Source organism: Arthrobacter pascens (genome assembly GCF_030816475.1).
GTDB classification, from domain to species: Bacteria; Actinomycetota; Actinomycetes; order Actinomycetales; family Micrococcaceae; genus Arthrobacter; species Arthrobacter pascens_B.
Genome location: NZ_JAUSXF010000001.1, coordinates 674,586 through 688,434, shown reverse-complemented (window position 1 = coordinate 688,434; position 13,849 = coordinate 674,586). Strand labels below are relative to the sequence as shown.

Here is a 13,849-nt window from a genome sequence, read left to right as displayed (position 1 = left end):
CCGTCGGGTACTTGAACAAAACGCACAAAACCTGCAACATTGCGGCTATTTTGCAGAACTTACAGAAGTGTTTCAGCACCTGCCATCTCTTTCTAGGCTCAACACAGCTTAGGTGATCCACTTCACCCAAGCCAGATAACTGAGGAGAGGATTCGAGTGACGACGGTGTCCGAATCACGAACGAATGGCCGGGCGGCAGCTACGTCCGCGGCTATCGAAATGACAGCAGCTACGAAGAGATTCAGGACCCCCGACGGGTCCAGCTACACGGCCCTGAAAAATCTTGACCTGCGGGTGGAGCGCGGAGAGTTCTGCGCCATCGTCGGACCGACAGGCTGCGGCAAATCAACTGCCCTGACCCTGGCTGCGGGCATGGAAAAGGCATCCGAGGGCTCCGTGCGTGTCTTCGGCAAAGAAGTACAGGGCATCACCCCCAAGGCCGGCTTCATGTTCCAGACCGACGCGATCCTGCCCTGGCAGTCCGTCCTGGAAAACGTTGCCGCAGGTCCCAGGTACCGTGGCGTGGCCAAGGCCACGGCCTACCGCGATGCCCGCGACTGGATCCGGAGAGTCGGTCTGGCGGGATTTGAAAGCAACTTTCCGCACCAGCTATCCGGCGGGATGCGCAAACGCGTGGCGCTGGCCCAGAACCTGATCAACGAGCCCGAGCTGCTGCTGATGGATGAACCGTTCAGCGCGCTGGACGTTCAGACGAGGGCCAAGATGAGCACCGAACTGCTGAACCTGTGGGAGCAAAGCAAACCAGCTGTGGTGTTCGTGACCCACGACCTCGAGGAAGCCATTGCCCTCGCAGACAAGGTCGTGGTCCTGACCGCCGGTCCGGCCGCCTCAATCAAGGCGACCTTCACCATTGACCTTCCCCGGCCGAGGGTCGTGCAGGAAATCCGGTTCGACAAGAAATTCAACGAGATCTACCAGAACATCTGGGAAGCCCTCCGGGAGGAAGTGGACATCGCCTACGCCCAGACGACCCGGAGCGTCGCCCCGGACGGAAAGGAAGCAGAATGACCACCGCCAGCCTGGAAAACAACGTCTCCGCCAAGGAACAGCTCCCGTCCGCCCAAGCACGGTCCGAGGGGCGAAGGAAATCCCTCAACCAACGCAGGCTGAAGGTTCTGGCAGTCCAGCTTGGCATCGTCGTCGTGCTGCTGGGCAGCTGGGAACTGCTGGTCCGCGGCGGAGTGCTCGATGCTCTGCTGTACGGCCAGCCGAGCCTCATCGTGAGCCAGCTCTACATCTGGGTCACGCAGGGGACCGACAACGGCTCACTGGGCCAGCAAATCACGGTGACCATAGAGGAAGCCCTCATCGGCTTCTTCATCGGTACCGCCCTCGGCATCGTCTTCGGCGTCGCCATGGGCCGGATCCAGTTCCTGTCCGAAGTCATCGGCCCCTTCCTCAAGGTCATCAACGCGGTTCCCCGCATCGTGCTCGGATCCTCCTTCGTGGTCATGTTTGGCCTGGGCCTGATGTCCAAAGTCATGCTGGTCATCGTCCTGGTGTTCTTCGGAGTGTTCTTCAACGCCTTCCAGGGAACCAGGGAAGTGGACAAGAACTTCATCGCCAATGCGGAGATCCTCGGCGCCAGCAAATGGCAGGTCACCCGCCAGGTGGTCATCCCCTCTGCCTTCTCCTGGATCATTGCCAGCCTCCATGTGGCCTTCGGCTTCGCGCTGATCGGTGCCATCGTCGGGGAGTTCCTGGGGTCCCAGGAGGGCCTCGGCAACCTGATCCGGCAGGCGCAGGGAAACCTCAACCAGAACGGCATCTGGGCGGCCATGATCATCATGGCCGGCGTCGCGCTCATCGCCGAGTGGCTGATAACCAAGCTGGAAAACAGGCTGCTGCGCTGGCGGCCGCCGCAGCACAGCTCAGCAGCCGAAGCGTGACCGCCGAACAAACCAGCCTCACCGCCACCGGCCACCAGAGTGCCCGGGGCACCATCATCTCAAAGAGGAGAACAATGTTTACGAAAAAAGTGATCGCCGGAGCAGGCATGGCGATAGCCCTGGTGGCGGGGATGACCGCCTGCGCGAACACAGCCAGCACAGCAGGACAGGCACCCCAGCAGGCAGGGGATGCCAGCGGACAGCAAGTGAAGATCATGGTGGGCGGCCTGAACAAGCAGATCTACCTACCCTTCAAGCTGGCCGACCAGCTGGGCTACTACAAGGACGCCGGCCTGAATGTCCAGCTTTCGGACGAACCGGCGGGTGTGGATGCGGAGACCAACATGATTTCCGGACAGGTCGACGGCGTGGGCGGGTTCTATGACCACAACCAGGTCCTGCAGGCCAAAGGAAAGTCAACGGAGGCAGTAGTGACCATGCTCCAGGTACCCGGAGAAGTCGAGCTCTGCCGGACCGATCTCAAGGACCAGATCAAGTCCGCGGCCGATTGGAAGGGACGCAACCTGGGGATCACCGACCTCGGATCATCCACCGACTACCTGACCCAGTACATCGGCCAGAAGAACGGCGTCGCACCCACGGATACGCACCGCATCGGCGTTCAGTCCGGGGCAACCCTCATCGCGGCCATGGACCATAAGAACATTGACTGTGCCATGACTACCGAACCGACCGTCTCGCAGCTGGTCAGCACCAACAAGGCCTTCATCCTCTACGACTCACGGACCCTTGACGGTGCGAACCAGACGTTCGGAGGCGCCTACCCCGCATCCTCGCTGTACATGACAACCGCCTATGTCGACGCACACAAGGATATTGTCCAGAAACTGGCCAACGTCTACGTGAAGACGCTCAAATACATCCAGGACCACACCGCTGCCGAAATCACTGACAAAGTTCCCGCCGACTACTACGCCGGCGTGGGGAAGGACGCCTATATCAAGGCGCTGGACTCAGAAAAGGGCATCTACAGCCCCACCGGCCTCATGCCGGACGACGGCCCCAAGATTGTCAACGACGTCCTGCAGACCAACGCCGACGTCAAGGGCAAGACCATCGACCTAGCGAAGACGTTTACCAACGAATTCGTCCACGCCGCGAAGTAATCCTCCGGCCACACAGCAAGGCGGCGGTCATGTCTACAGACGTGGCCGCCGTCTTGTTGTGCATCAGTTGGTGTTGAAGATATCCGGTCCGAATCTACTGAGCCGGCATCAAGTGCTGTTCGAAGCACCGGTGATACACAAAAAAGCTAATCATGCTTACTATTGTCTGGCGCTGGCCTGCCCGCTGGGGGCAGGCCGACCCGCGCCGGACTGGAGGTTGCGCGAACATGGAACACGAACAGAATCCATTGACTGACGACGAACTCGAAGCAGAGCAGGCCACAGCATTGCCGGACAAGGAAGTGGCATCCGTTCTGGACCTGAACGCGGATCTGGACCTCGGCATTGATGCCGCGGCCCCCATCGACCTGGCGGTTGCAGCCAATGCGAACGTGGCAGCACCCATTGATGCTGCGGCCTCGGCCAACATCCTGTCCTTCGGTTCCGAGTCCCAGGCGCTGGCGGATCAGGGCGTCATGATCGACCAGGGCATCGTGGCGGACGCGTCCGCCGACTCCGTCCAGGACAGCACGATCGGCCAGGGCAACGACGCTGTCGGCGGCACTGAACCCGCCGCAGGAACCACGGACAGTACGTTGCCTGGCGCTACAACGCCCGACGTCGGTGCGCTGCCGGTCGATCCTGCCGCGGCACTTGACGGAGACCTCCTTAATGTCAACGTTGACCTCGCCGCCGACGCTGACATCGCTGCCCCGATCAACGGCGCGGTGGCCGCCAATGCCAACGTGGCTGCCCCGATCGACGCGGCCGTGGCGGCCAACATCGGCTCCATAGACAGCCAGTCCTACGCGGTGGCAGACCAGGACGCCATCCTTTCGCAGCACATCGAGGGCGGAGCCACAGCCTCGGCCGACCAGCAGTCCGATCTCGAACAGTAAGCCCGGATGACCACCGCGCACGGCGGGCCGCGCCCTCAGGCGGACCCGCCGTCGTTCTCTCCTGCAGGCGTCCCTGCAGTCGTCGCTGGTTCGAACCAGGTGCCGATGCGGGCAGACGGCGTCCAGCTCATCGGCCGGTCCCGGGGTTCGGGCTACCGCGAACCGCCGTCGCTGGTCCGCCGCGCCGACGGCCAGACGCTCCAGCTGACCCCGCTGCTCTACCTGATGCTGGAAGCCGCGGACGGAACCCGGGACGTGGAGGAGATCGCCGATTACGCCAGCGCCGGTTCCGGCAGGGTGGTCAGCGCGGACAATGTCCGCAGGCTGATCAGTTCCCGGCTGCTTCCCATGGGCCTGGTCCGGCGGTCCGACGGGTCTCAGCCGGAGGTGAAGAAGGCCGACCCGCTCCTGGGGATGCGGTTCCGGTACACCGTGACGGATCCGGAACATACCAGCCGGATCACCGCGCCGTTCGCTGTGCTCTTCAACCCGCTGATAGTGGTGGCGGTAACGGCGGCGTTCCTGGCTGCCTGCTGGTGGGTTCTGATGGTGAAAGGACTGGGCTCGGCCACCCATGAGGCCTTCGCCAACCCCGCCCTGGTGCTGCTGGTCTTCGCGGTCACACTCGTGTCCGCGGGCTTCCACGAGTTCGGGCACGCGGCCGCAGCGAGGAAAGGCGGCGCGACGCCAGGGGCGATGGGCGCAGGACTCTACCTGATCTGGCCGGCTTTCTATACCGACGTCACCGATTCCTACCGCCTGGGCCGCATCGGCCGGCTCCGGACCGATCTGGGCGGCCTGTATTTCAACGCCGTCGTGGCGGTGGCGATCACGGGCGTTTGGTGGGCCACGGGTCTTGACGCCCTGCTCCTGGTGGTGGTCACCCAGATCCTGCAGATGCTCCGTCAGCTGCTGCCCCTGCTCCGGTATGACGGCTACCATATCCTGGCCGACGCAACAGGCGTCCCGGACCTCTTCCAGCGCATCCGGCCCACCCTCCGGGGAATGCTGCCGTGGCGCTGGCGCGATCCCGAGGCGAACGCCCTCAAGCCGTGGGCACGCGCCGTCGTGACGTTGTGGGTCCTTGTCACAGTGCCGCTGCTGCTGCTCAGCATGGCCATGATGGTCATTTCCCTGCCGCGGCTGCTGGGCACGGCCTGGGCCAGCGTGGTCAAGCAGCAGGCCGCACTCGCCGGAAGCCTCTCCGCCGGTGATCTGGCGGGTGTGGCCGTACGTGTCCTGGCGATCGCCGCCGTCGCCCTTCCCATGGCGGGCGTGGCCTACATGGTCATCCGTCTCCTGCGGCAACTCACTATCGGCATGTGGCAGAAGACCCGCGGCAAGGGGCTGCAGCGTGCCGCGGCGATGGCAGTCGTTGCGGCGCTGCTGGCAAGCCTCGGCTGGGCATGGTGGCCCGACGGCGGGACGTACCGTCCGGTCCAGCCTTACGAACGCGGGACCCTCGCGGATGCCTCTGCCTCTGTTTTCCCGCGGACCGGATCCACGTTGCAGGAAGGCCAGTCCGGCGACACAGTGGCATTGTGGCCGGCCGGCACCGAGATGCCGACCAGGGAGAGCCCGCGGCTCAGCATGCTTCTGGTGCCAAGGGATAGTGCCGCTGCCGTCCCGGCCGGCGCCACCGGTTCCGGCCCGTCCGATTCCAGTGCGACGGCGCCGTCCTGGGTGTTTCCCTTCAACAGGCCTGGCGCCCCCAAGCCGGACGGCAACCAGGCCCTGGCAGTGAATACGACGGACGGTTCCGTTGTCTATGACGTGGCCTTCGCGCTCGTGTGGGCCGAGGAGGGGGAGCCTGTCGACACCAGGAACGAGGCGTATGCCTTTGCCAGCTGCCAGGGCTGCGCGGCGGTGGCCGTGGGATTCCAGGTAGTGCTGATTGTCGGCCAGGCGGACGTCGTGGTGCCGGAGAACCTGTCCGCAGCGGCAAACTACAACTGCCTCGACTGCCTCACGTATGCGCTTGCCAGCCAACTTGTCCTCACCCTGGACGGCCCGCTCAGCGATGGCGGCATGGCCAGGCTGGAGGCGCTCTGGGACGAGATCGCCGACTACGGCCAGAACATCCAGAACATGCCCCTCTCCGAGATCCAATCGAAGCTGTCCGAATACAAGGACCGGATTGCCGCCATCATCCGGGCGGACCCGAGCACGTCACAGACGGGAGGAACCGGCTCCAGCGGGGCAACGCCGTCAACTGAAGGACCGGCTTCGACGCCCTCCCCCGGTTCCACTGGCCCGGCACCTGGTCCGGCAGGTACCGGGACCGCCACCACCCCTGCCACGGTCCAGGCAACCCAAGGCGCCCCGCCGCCGTCGCCGGCTCCCACAGGCGCCGCCCCAACAGGTGCCGTGACCTCAGGTGCCGTTCCGACGGGGACGGCCGGGACCGGAGGGGTTGAAACGGTACCGGCTGTGGAGCCCCAGCCGAGCGTTGCGCCCAGCTGATCTGGGAGTCTCGGGCCGTTGGGTGAGGAGCCTTTGCTCAGCGGGCCAGCCCGAGGGTTACCGGCAGCGCCACTCCATGTCGAGGATGGCGTAGACCAGTTCGGTGGCCCACTGGCCCTTGTAATGCCACTTGTCCACCAGGCGGGCTTCCAGCCGCATGGTCAGCCGTTCACATAGCGCGGCGGAACCGGCATTGAGGGCATCGAGCCTCGCCTCGATCCGGTGCAGCCCGAGTTCCCCGAACCCCAGATCCAGCACGGCCTCTGCGGCCTCGGTGGCATAGCCCTGGCCCCGTGCCCCGGGAGCCAGGGACCAGCCCAGCTCGCCCTGTCCGAGGCCCGGGAGCCACTTCAGCACCACCTCGCCCAGCAGCTCCGGCGAGTCCTTGGCTTCGATGGCAAGGCAAACCCAGTCGCCTTCCTTTTCATAGACAAAGTTGGCGTATTTGCCCACGCGTTCCATGGACTGGGTGTAGCTCTTCGGCGGTCCGGGCAGGAAACGGGCCGTCTCCGGAAGGGAATGGTAGGCGTGGAAGGCGTCCAGGTCGCGGCCTTCAAAGCGGCGCAGGATCAGCCGTTTGGTGCTGATGGGCAGTCGTATTTCAGGCATGGTCCGCTAGGGAGCAACCGATGAATGGACGACGGCGGCTGTTGCCTCCGCGATGGCCTGCTCTTCGTCGGTGGGCACCACCAGGACGGGAATGCGGGAGTCCGGGGTGGAAATAACCCTGGGTTCCGCCGACCGCTCACTGTTCAGGCCGGCGTCGACCTCTATGCCCAGCGCTCCCAGCCGGTCCGCGACCATGGTGCGGAACTGGGAGGAGTTCTCGCCAATGCCCGCGGTGAAGACCAGTGCCTTGGCCCCGCCGACGGCCACGTGGTACCCGCCGATGTACTTCGCCAGCCGGTAGGAGGCCACGGCGAGCGCCAGCGAGGCTTTGGCGTCTCCGGCCTCGGCGGCTTCCACTACCGAGCGCATGTCGTTGTTGCCGGCCAGCCCCTTCAGGCCGGATTCGCGGTTGAGCATGGAGTCGATGTCCTCAGGGGTCCAGCCGGCCCGGCCCAGGAACACCAGGATGGACGGGTCCAGGTCGCCGGAGCGGGTGCCCATCACGAGGCCCTCCAGCGGAGTGAAGCCCATGGACGTGTCCACGGAGTGGCCGCCCCGAACGGCCGTGATGGAGGCGCCGTTCCCGAGGTGGGCGATCACGCCGTCGAACGCTTCCAGCGAAAGGCCCAGCAGCGCGGCTGCGCGGTGTGTCACGTATTCGTGCGAGGTGCCGTGGAAGCCGTAGCGGCGGATCCCGTAGCTGGTGTAGAGCTCATCCGGCACGGCGTAGCGCCAGGCGTGCTCGGGCAGCGTGCGGTGGAAGGCGGTGTCGAAGACTGCCACCTGCGGCAGCTCCGGCCACTTCCTGGTGATGGCCCGGATACCCAGGACATTTGCGGGGTTGTGCAGCGGCGCCAGCGGGTTAAGCCGCTCGATGGCGCGGGTGATTTCATTGTCGATCAGGACCGGCTCGGCAAACCGCTCGCCGCCATGCACGACGCGGTGCCCCACCGCCGCCAGTTCAAGGTCCCCGAGTTCCGCGTGGATGGCTGCATCCACCTGTTCCAGCGCCTCCGCGTGGTCCCGCGGGCCTTCAATCTCGCCATCCCCGTCACCGCCGTTGCCCATGCCGATCTTTTCGATCAAGCCCTCGGTCAGCACACTGCCTGCGGCGACATCACGCACCTGGTACTTGAGCGAGGACGATCCGGAATTGATGACGAGCACAAGCATGGGGGCCTCCTAAGCCTTGCTGCTGCGGTTCAAACCCCACTATATGCGCCGCGGCGGGCAGGGACTTTCCTTGCGGAAGGGAGCCGGCTGTGCCTAGAGTCGGCAGACAGGCTGGACCACGCCCGAGAGGACATTCACATGACGAACGAGCCCGCTTCGATCGACGAGAACGACCCCACCAACACCGGATCCAGCAGCACGGCGCCCCTCAACGCGAAGGCGGACACTGACGCCGGCACCGGGTCGGGGGCCGGCACCAAGTCCGGCGCCAAGGATCCCACCGTGGTGGAGGGTGCCAACCCCGCGCTGGACGACACCGGCCACATGAAAGCCGAGGAAACCGGCGAAGCCCCGCAGGCACCGGAGAACACCGAAGACCTGGATCTGACCCCGCAGGGCCTCTCCGATGAGCCGGCCAAGCAGGAGGACCCGGAGAGCCTGGCCAAGCCGGACAACAGCTGACCACTCCACAACCCAACGCGGGGTCACTCCGCGCCCAATGCTGGCCCCGGATTGGGCGCGGAGTGACCCCGCGTTGCGGTGTGCGAGGGCGGATCTAGAGAGCTGGGGCCCGGGCCGTCGTCACCGCTTGAGTCGGTACCGGCGCCTGCGCCTGGATGGCCGTGATGGCCACGGTGTTCACGATGTCCTCCACCGTGCAGCCGCGGGAGAGATCGTTGACAGGCTTCCTCAGCCCCTGCAGCACAGGTCCGACGGCGACGGCTCCGGAGCTCTGCTGCACTGCCTTGTAGGTGTTGTTGCCGGTGTTCAGGTCCGGGAAGATGAATACCGTCGCCTGCCCGGCGACAGTCGAACCGGGCATTTTGGATCGGGCAATGGAAGCGTCCACGGCGGCGTCGTACTGGATGGGGCCTTCGACGGCGAGATCGGGCCGGAGCCGGCGGACGAGTTCGGTGGCCTGCCGCACTTTGTCCACGGCCTCCCCCGAGCCGGACCCGCCGGTTGAATAGGACAACATGGCCACCCGCGGTTCCACGCCGAACTGAATCGCCGTTTCCGCCGAGGCCAGGGCAATGTCCGCCAGCTGCTCAGCATTCGGGTCAGGGTTCACTGCACAGTCGCCGTACACGAGCACCCGGTCCGGCATCAGCATGAGGAACACCGAGGACACAATCTTTACGCCGTCGCGGGTCTTCACAAACTCCAGCGCCGGACGGATGGTATGCGCGGTGGTGTGCGCGGCGCCGGACACCATCCCGTCCACCACCCCCAGCTGCACCATCATGGTGCCGAAGTAGCTGCCGTCCTGCATGATCTCCAGCGCCTTGGCCAGGTCCACGCCCTTATGCGCCCGCAGCTCTGCATACTTCTCCGCGAAAGCCTGGCGCAGGCCGGACGTTGCCGGGTCCACGATGTTGATCCCGGACAGGTCGATGCCCCGGGCCGCAGCGGCTTCGCGGACCTCCGACTCGTGGCCCAGGAGGGTGAGGTCGCAGACATCGCGGCGCTGCAGAATCTCGGCCGCCCTGAGGATCCGGACGTCGGTGCCTTCAGGCAGCACCACGTGTCGGCGCTGGGACCGCGCACGTTCGATGAGATCATGCAGGAACCTCAGGGGCGTCATGCGCTCAGCCCGCGGCAGGTGCAGGCGCTCCACGAGTTCGGCCTCGTCCACGCGCCTGGACCACAGGCCGAGCGCTGATGCCACCTTGCGCCGGTGCCCGGACCAGATCTCGCTCCGCACCTCGGAGACCTTGCGTGCAGTGGTGTAGGTGTCCTCGCTGGAGGCGAACACAGGAAAAGGTGCCTGCGCCAGGAGCGGATAAATGTTGGCGTCAGGCGCCAGGCCGCCGGTCAGGATCAGCGCCGACGGCACCGGGAATTCGGGGGAGAACGACGACGCCAGGCATGCCACCATCACGTCCGCACGGTCCCCCGGGACAATCACCAGGGCCCCCTCGTTCAACACATGCAGGAAGTTGCCCACATTCATGGCGGCCACCTTGATGTCCCGCACGTCACGTTCCATGTCCGCGCGTCCGGCGATCTGGCGCACGCCAAGGGCATTGGCTACCTCCCCCGTGGTGGGCCGGGCAATCTCCTCCAGCTCCGGCAGTACGTAGACGGGCCGGCCGGAGGCACCCGGTTTCACCTCCGCCGCGATAGCCTCCACATCGGCGGGGTCGGCGCGGTTCACCATGATCGCCAGCAGCGCGCACTTCTCCGCGGCCAGTTCCTTGCGGGCCACTTCGACGGCGGCCGCTGCCTCGGCAACGGTACGCCCCTTCGCGCTTACCACTGCCACAACAGGGGCGGCCAGGTTGTTGGCCAGCCGGGCGTTGAGGTCAAACTCGACGGCGGCGTCCTGGCCGGTGAGGTCAGTCCCCTCCACGATCACGACGTCGCAGAGCCGGCCCATCTCGGCAAAGATCTCCACGCACCGGGCATCAATCTCGGCCCGCTTTCCTTCAGCGAGCAATGAGCGCACCTCGGCGAAGGTCAGGCCGGCACGGCAGCGGCCGTCGTCGAGCGCGAAGCGTGCTTTCATGAGCGCCACCATGGGGTCATCGGCCACGTCGGGGCCGAGCACCACGGGCTTGAAGAAGCCGATTCGGTCGGCATGCCGGTGCAGGGTGTCTGCCAGGCCCAGTGCCACAAGCGATTTGCCTGAGCCCGGGGTGGTTGCGCTGACGTAAATGCCTTTAGCCATGGTCCGCCCTTTGCTGTGCTTGGTGCCGGTCTCCCCATCCTGTCACTTCCCGGCCGGGTGCGGCTTTCGTTGGGCGGCGTGACCGGTGGGGCGGGCCACAATGTGAATGTGCCGCAGGTTACCGGATTTTTCGGCTCACCCGTTCGAGGATAAGCTCGACCACGTCAATGCGTGGGTCCCTGCTCCGCGGGGCAGCCGACCCCCGAAGGTCGGTATCGTTGGGGAAGGCGGACGCGAGGAATGACGCGCGAGGAAAATATCATGCGGACGGGGCGCCCTATCGCCTGGAGCGCCGTCGCCTGGAGACTGCCGGACCGCGCATTTCTGCTCACCTGGGTCCTTCCTCTGGCTGCCATCCTGGGCATCCTCGCCGTTTATGTCGCCGGCGAGCACCGCATCTACTTCTACGATCCCCGGGGCTTTCAGGAAGTCTCAATGGGCGCGTCCTCGGCGCTTCGCCGCGGACCGCACGCGCTGTACGACTGGCTGACGGCGCAATCGCTGACTGAATACCCGCCGTACTGGTCACTGCCGCTGGCGGTGCTGCCGCCCGGACTCCTCAACCTCCGCGTGCCGTACGAGGTCGCCATGGGCCTGCTCGGCCTGCTGCCGCTGACCGTGTTCACGACAAAAATCGCCTGCCGCATCTTCGGACTGCGGGTCTCACCGTGGATGGTCCTGGTGGCGGGACTCAACCCTGTGGCGTTCCTTGTGTGCGTGCAGGGAGTGCCCGACCTGATCGGGATGTCCTTCATCCTGGCGGCGATCTGGATCCTGGTCTCCCGTCCGATGCAGCGCTCTACGCTGTTCTGGGCACTGGTGGTGGGTGCGATCGCGCTTCTGGTCAAGAAGAACTTCCTCTTTGACCTCGCCGCCGTGATCGGCTGCTATCTCATCGCCTATGCAGTTGCCGCCATTCGGTACCGGCGCCCGCCGGAGCGATGGCTGAAGCTGCTGAAGGAAGTGCTGAGCCTGCGGGTGCTTCTTGGCCTGGCTGTCGCCATCGGGGGTATCACCATCCTCACCCCCGGGACTGTGTCGTCCATCTTCGGGCGTGATAACTCCCTGTTCTACATCAGCTTCCAGATTTCGGTGGCGGATGCGCTCGCCAGCAACCTGTCCTACGCCGGAGGCATCGTGGGGCTTGCGGTCGCCGTCGCGGCCATCGTGTCGCTTGTGGTGGTCATTGTCCGCAGGACATCGCCCACGGTCACGCGCAACGCCGTCTTTGTCTCCGCCTTCCTGGCCGTCTCCGAGCTCCTATGGGCGGTCGTCCAGAGGCAGGGCGGCATCATCCACCAGGTGCACGTCTGGCCCCTGCTGATGACGCTGGGCCTCGCCGGGCTGGTGCGCATGGTGCCCCGCTTGCGCCAGCATGCCCGCCAACTTGTCGCCCTGGGGCTGGCCGCGGCCCTGTTTGTGTTCATGTTCGCGCCAATATCGTTCCTGGCGGCACCGCGGTCCGTAGCCTCGGAACTGCCGGGCGGAATGTCCCCGAATGTCACCCAGCCGTTCGTCCAGGAGAACTTCGACAACCTCGTCAACATTGCCAAGACCGTCCGGCCCCTGTCCCAAACCAACGGGCCCTTGGTGGTTGCGACCGCATCCGGCTCGTTGAACTCGAGCATCCTTTACCAGGCCTACGTCCAGCAGGCAGGTTACCCGCTTCCGGACATATACCAGCTTCCACAGGTGGATCTGCGGGATGCGCAGCCCTGGAGCGGCCTCATCGGCGACGACGGGCGTACTGTGCTGACCTCCCGGCAGTGGGTCCCCGACCTGGCTGACGGGCACCGCAACCTGCAGGCTATAAACGAGTTCCTTGACTCGCCCGCCGCCCAGCGGTGGATCAGGTCCTCCCAGCCCCTGGACGCAGGAGTTAAGGGGGAACTGGCCGATCTGCACGTCATCCACCTCGTGATCCCGGAATCCGATGCCATTGCCTTCGCAACCGCCATCCGGTCCTACCTGCCTGTCACTCCCGGCCACGGCCTGCAGGGGGCGGTGGCACTGCTTACCGACCAGGACCGGCGGACGGAAGGTCCAAGCGCTCAGACACCCTCGGCGTGGGCGACGACAGCAGGCCCGCTGTCTGCGCCGACGCAGCTGCTGGTCAACGGCACGGCCGCACATTCAATCTCCCTCACCCCGGCAGCCACAGGCTGCGACGGTCTCGAGTACCGCTGGACTGCCCTCGGAACGGCGACGGCGGACTCCACAGTCACAGCCCCGTCCTCGGACGCCGGTCAGGGAGCGCTTCAGCCAGGCGCCGCTCAGACCCTCCCCGTCCCGGCTTCCGACACCGGCGCCTGGAGCCACGTGCTGACGCTGGGCGTCAACGGCAACGCCACGGCCGCCTGCCAGGTCACCGTCAGCGCACAAAGCTGACCGCAGCCGGGGGTCCAAGTGGACCCCTGGCCGGCGGTGGCCCATGGGTCCTGGCGGCCCTTTCGAACCTCCAAGCCTTGACAGCGACCCCCTGCATGGGATTACCTAATGAACATTCGGTAAATAAAGCTGGAGGCAATGACGCATGGCTGAAGCAATCCTTTCCGGGGCATCGCACCCGATCCTGGAAAACGACTACGCCTCCGAATGGATGGGCATCCAGGTCCTCGCCCTCAGTGACGGTCACGCCACCATCCGGATGAAGTTGCGGCAGGAAATGCTCAACGGCTTCGGCATGGCCCACGGCGGAATGATCTTCGCTTTCGCCGACTCCGCTTTCGCCCTGGCGTGCAATCCGGTCAACCCGGCACCCGGCGAGGAAGACACCATCACCGTGGCCGCCGGCGTCGACATCAACTTCCTCAAACCTGCCTACCGCGGCCAGGTGATCACCGCCGTCGCCGACCGCCGCACCAGTGCAGGACGCAGCGGCCTTTATGACATCCAGATTTTCGCCGCCGACCCCGACGCCCAGCCCAATTCCCAGAATCCGGGCGAACTCATCGCAGAGTTCCGCGGACGCAGCCGGACCATCCCCAAGAAGTAGGA

Annotated in this window: 11 protein-coding genes; 8 read left to right on the top strand and 3 right to left on the bottom strand. The window is 65.4% G+C overall.

Features of this window, described 5'->3' with window-relative positions; all coding sequences use genetic code 11:
- The first annotated feature begins 219 nt into the window (after nt 1-219).
- From QFZ40_RS03120 to QFZ40_RS03100, 5 genes are all read left to right on the top strand, one after another.
- Nucleotides 220-1,029, top strand: a complete 810-nt coding sequence (locus QFZ40_RS03120) for an ABC transporter ATP-binding protein (protein ID WP_306902789.1) — start codon at nt 220-222, stop codon at nt 1,027-1,029.
- Nucleotides 1,026-1,910 carry an ABC transporter permease gene (locus QFZ40_RS03115; protein ID WP_306902788.1) on the top strand — a complete coding sequence of 295 codons (885 nt, stop codon included), beginning with the start codon at nt 1,026-1,028 and terminating at the stop codon, nt 1,908-1,910. Before QFZ40_RS03120 ends, QFZ40_RS03115 begins: the two co-directional genes overlap by 4 nt.
- A gap of 74 nt (nt 1,911-1,984) precedes the next feature.
- On the top strand, nt 1,985-3,037 hold the full coding sequence (locus QFZ40_RS03110) for an ABC transporter substrate-binding protein (protein WP_306902787.1): 1,053 nt from the start codon (nt 1,985-1,987) through the stop codon (nt 3,035-3,037).
- Nucleotides 3,038-3,264: 227 nt separating this feature from the next.
- The gene (locus tag QFZ40_RS03105) at nt 3,265-3,936 is read left to right on the top strand and encodes a peptidoglycan-binding protein (protein ID WP_306906804.1); all 672 of its coding nucleotides are present in this window, start codon (nt 3,265-3,267) and stop codon (nt 3,934-3,936) included.
- Between the two features lie 6 nt (nt 3,937-3,942).
- On the top strand, nt 3,943-6,399 hold the full coding sequence (locus QFZ40_RS03100; RefSeq protein WP_306902786.1) for a hypothetical protein: 2,457 nt from the start codon (nt 3,943-3,945) through the stop codon (nt 6,397-6,399).
- Between the two features lie 57 nt (nt 6,400-6,456).
- On the opposite strand, the gene QFZ40_RS03095 is transcribed toward QFZ40_RS03100, so the two are convergent.
- Both QFZ40_RS03095 and QFZ40_RS03090 read right to left on the bottom strand, forming a co-directional pair.
- The gene (locus QFZ40_RS03095; RefSeq protein ID WP_306902785.1) at nt 6,457-7,008 is read right to left on the bottom strand and encodes a GNAT family N-acetyltransferase; all 552 of its coding nucleotides are present in this window, start codon (nt 7,006-7,008) and stop codon (nt 6,457-6,459) included.
- A gap of 6 nt (nt 7,009-7,014) precedes the next feature.
- Nucleotides 7,015-8,181: an acetate kinase gene (locus tag QFZ40_RS03090; RefSeq protein ID WP_306902784.1), complete on the bottom strand. Its 1,167-nt coding sequence runs from the start codon at nt 8,179-8,181 to the stop codon at nt 7,015-7,017.
- Nucleotides 8,182-8,319: 138 nt separating this feature from the next.
- Here QFZ40_RS03090 and QFZ40_RS03085 point away from each other — a divergent pair, with 138 nt between their 5' ends.
- The gene (locus QFZ40_RS03085) at nt 8,320-8,643 is read left to right on the top strand and encodes a hypothetical protein (RefSeq protein WP_306902783.1); all 324 of its coding nucleotides are present in this window, start codon (nt 8,320-8,322) and stop codon (nt 8,641-8,643) included.
- A 94-nt stretch (nt 8,644-8,737) separates the two neighbouring features.
- Here the strand turns inward: QFZ40_RS03085 and pta are convergent, their stop codons facing one another.
- The gene (gene pta / locus QFZ40_RS03080) at nt 8,738-10,852 is read right to left on the bottom strand and encodes a phosphate acetyltransferase (protein WP_306902782.1); all 2,115 of its coding nucleotides are present in this window, start codon (nt 10,850-10,852) and stop codon (nt 8,738-8,740) included.
- Between the two features lie 261 nt (nt 10,853-11,113).
- Between pta and QFZ40_RS03075 the strand changes: the two genes are divergently transcribed.
- Both QFZ40_RS03075 and QFZ40_RS03070 read left to right on the top strand, forming a co-directional pair.
- The gene (locus tag QFZ40_RS03075; RefSeq protein WP_306902781.1) at nt 11,114-13,240 is read left to right on the top strand and encodes a hypothetical protein; all 2,127 of its coding nucleotides are present in this window, start codon (nt 11,114-11,116) and stop codon (nt 13,238-13,240) included.
- Between the two features lie 145 nt (nt 13,241-13,385).
- Nucleotides 13,386-13,847: a hotdog fold thioesterase gene (locus QFZ40_RS03070; protein WP_306902780.1), complete on the top strand. Its 462-nt coding sequence runs from the start codon at nt 13,386-13,388 to the stop codon at nt 13,845-13,847.
- The last annotated feature ends 2 nt before the right edge of the window (nt 13,848-13,849 follow it).

Coding starts and splice junctions, on each gene's coding strand:
- QFZ40_RS03120 (WP_306902789.1), top strand. CDS start 220: ATGACAGCAGCTACGAAGAGATTCAGGACCCCCGACGGGTCCAGCTAC.
- QFZ40_RS03115 (WP_306902788.1), top strand. CDS start 1,026: ATGACCACCGCCAGCCTGGAAAACAACGTCTCCGCCAAGGAACAGCTC.
- QFZ40_RS03110 (WP_306902787.1), top strand. CDS start 1,985: ATGTTTACGAAAAAAGTGATCGCCGGAGCAGGCATGGCGATAGCCCTG.
- QFZ40_RS03105 (WP_306906804.1), top strand. CDS start 3,265: ATGGAACACGAACAGAATCCATTGACTGACGACGAACTCGAAGCAGAG.
- QFZ40_RS03100 (WP_306902786.1), top strand. CDS start 3,943: ATGACCACCGCGCACGGCGGGCCGCGCCCTCAGGCGGACCCGCCGTCG.
- QFZ40_RS03095 (WP_306902785.1), bottom strand. CDS start 7,008: ATGCCTGAAATACGACTGCCCATCAGCACCAAACGGCTGATCCTGCGC.
- QFZ40_RS03090 (WP_306902784.1), bottom strand. CDS start 8,181: ATGCTTGTGCTCGTCATCAATTCCGGATCGTCCTCGCTCAAGTACCAG.
- QFZ40_RS03085 (WP_306902783.1), top strand. CDS start 8,320: ATGACGAACGAGCCCGCTTCGATCGACGAGAACGACCCCACCAACACC.
- pta (WP_306902782.1), bottom strand. CDS start 10,852: ATGGCTAAAGGCATTTACGTCAGCGCAACCACCCCGGGCTCAGGCAAA.
- QFZ40_RS03075 (WP_306902781.1), top strand. CDS start 11,114: ATGCGGACGGGGCGCCCTATCGCCTGGAGCGCCGTCGCCTGGAGACTG.
- QFZ40_RS03070 (WP_306902780.1), top strand. CDS start 13,386: ATGGCTGAAGCAATCCTTTCCGGGGCATCGCACCCGATCCTGGAAAAC.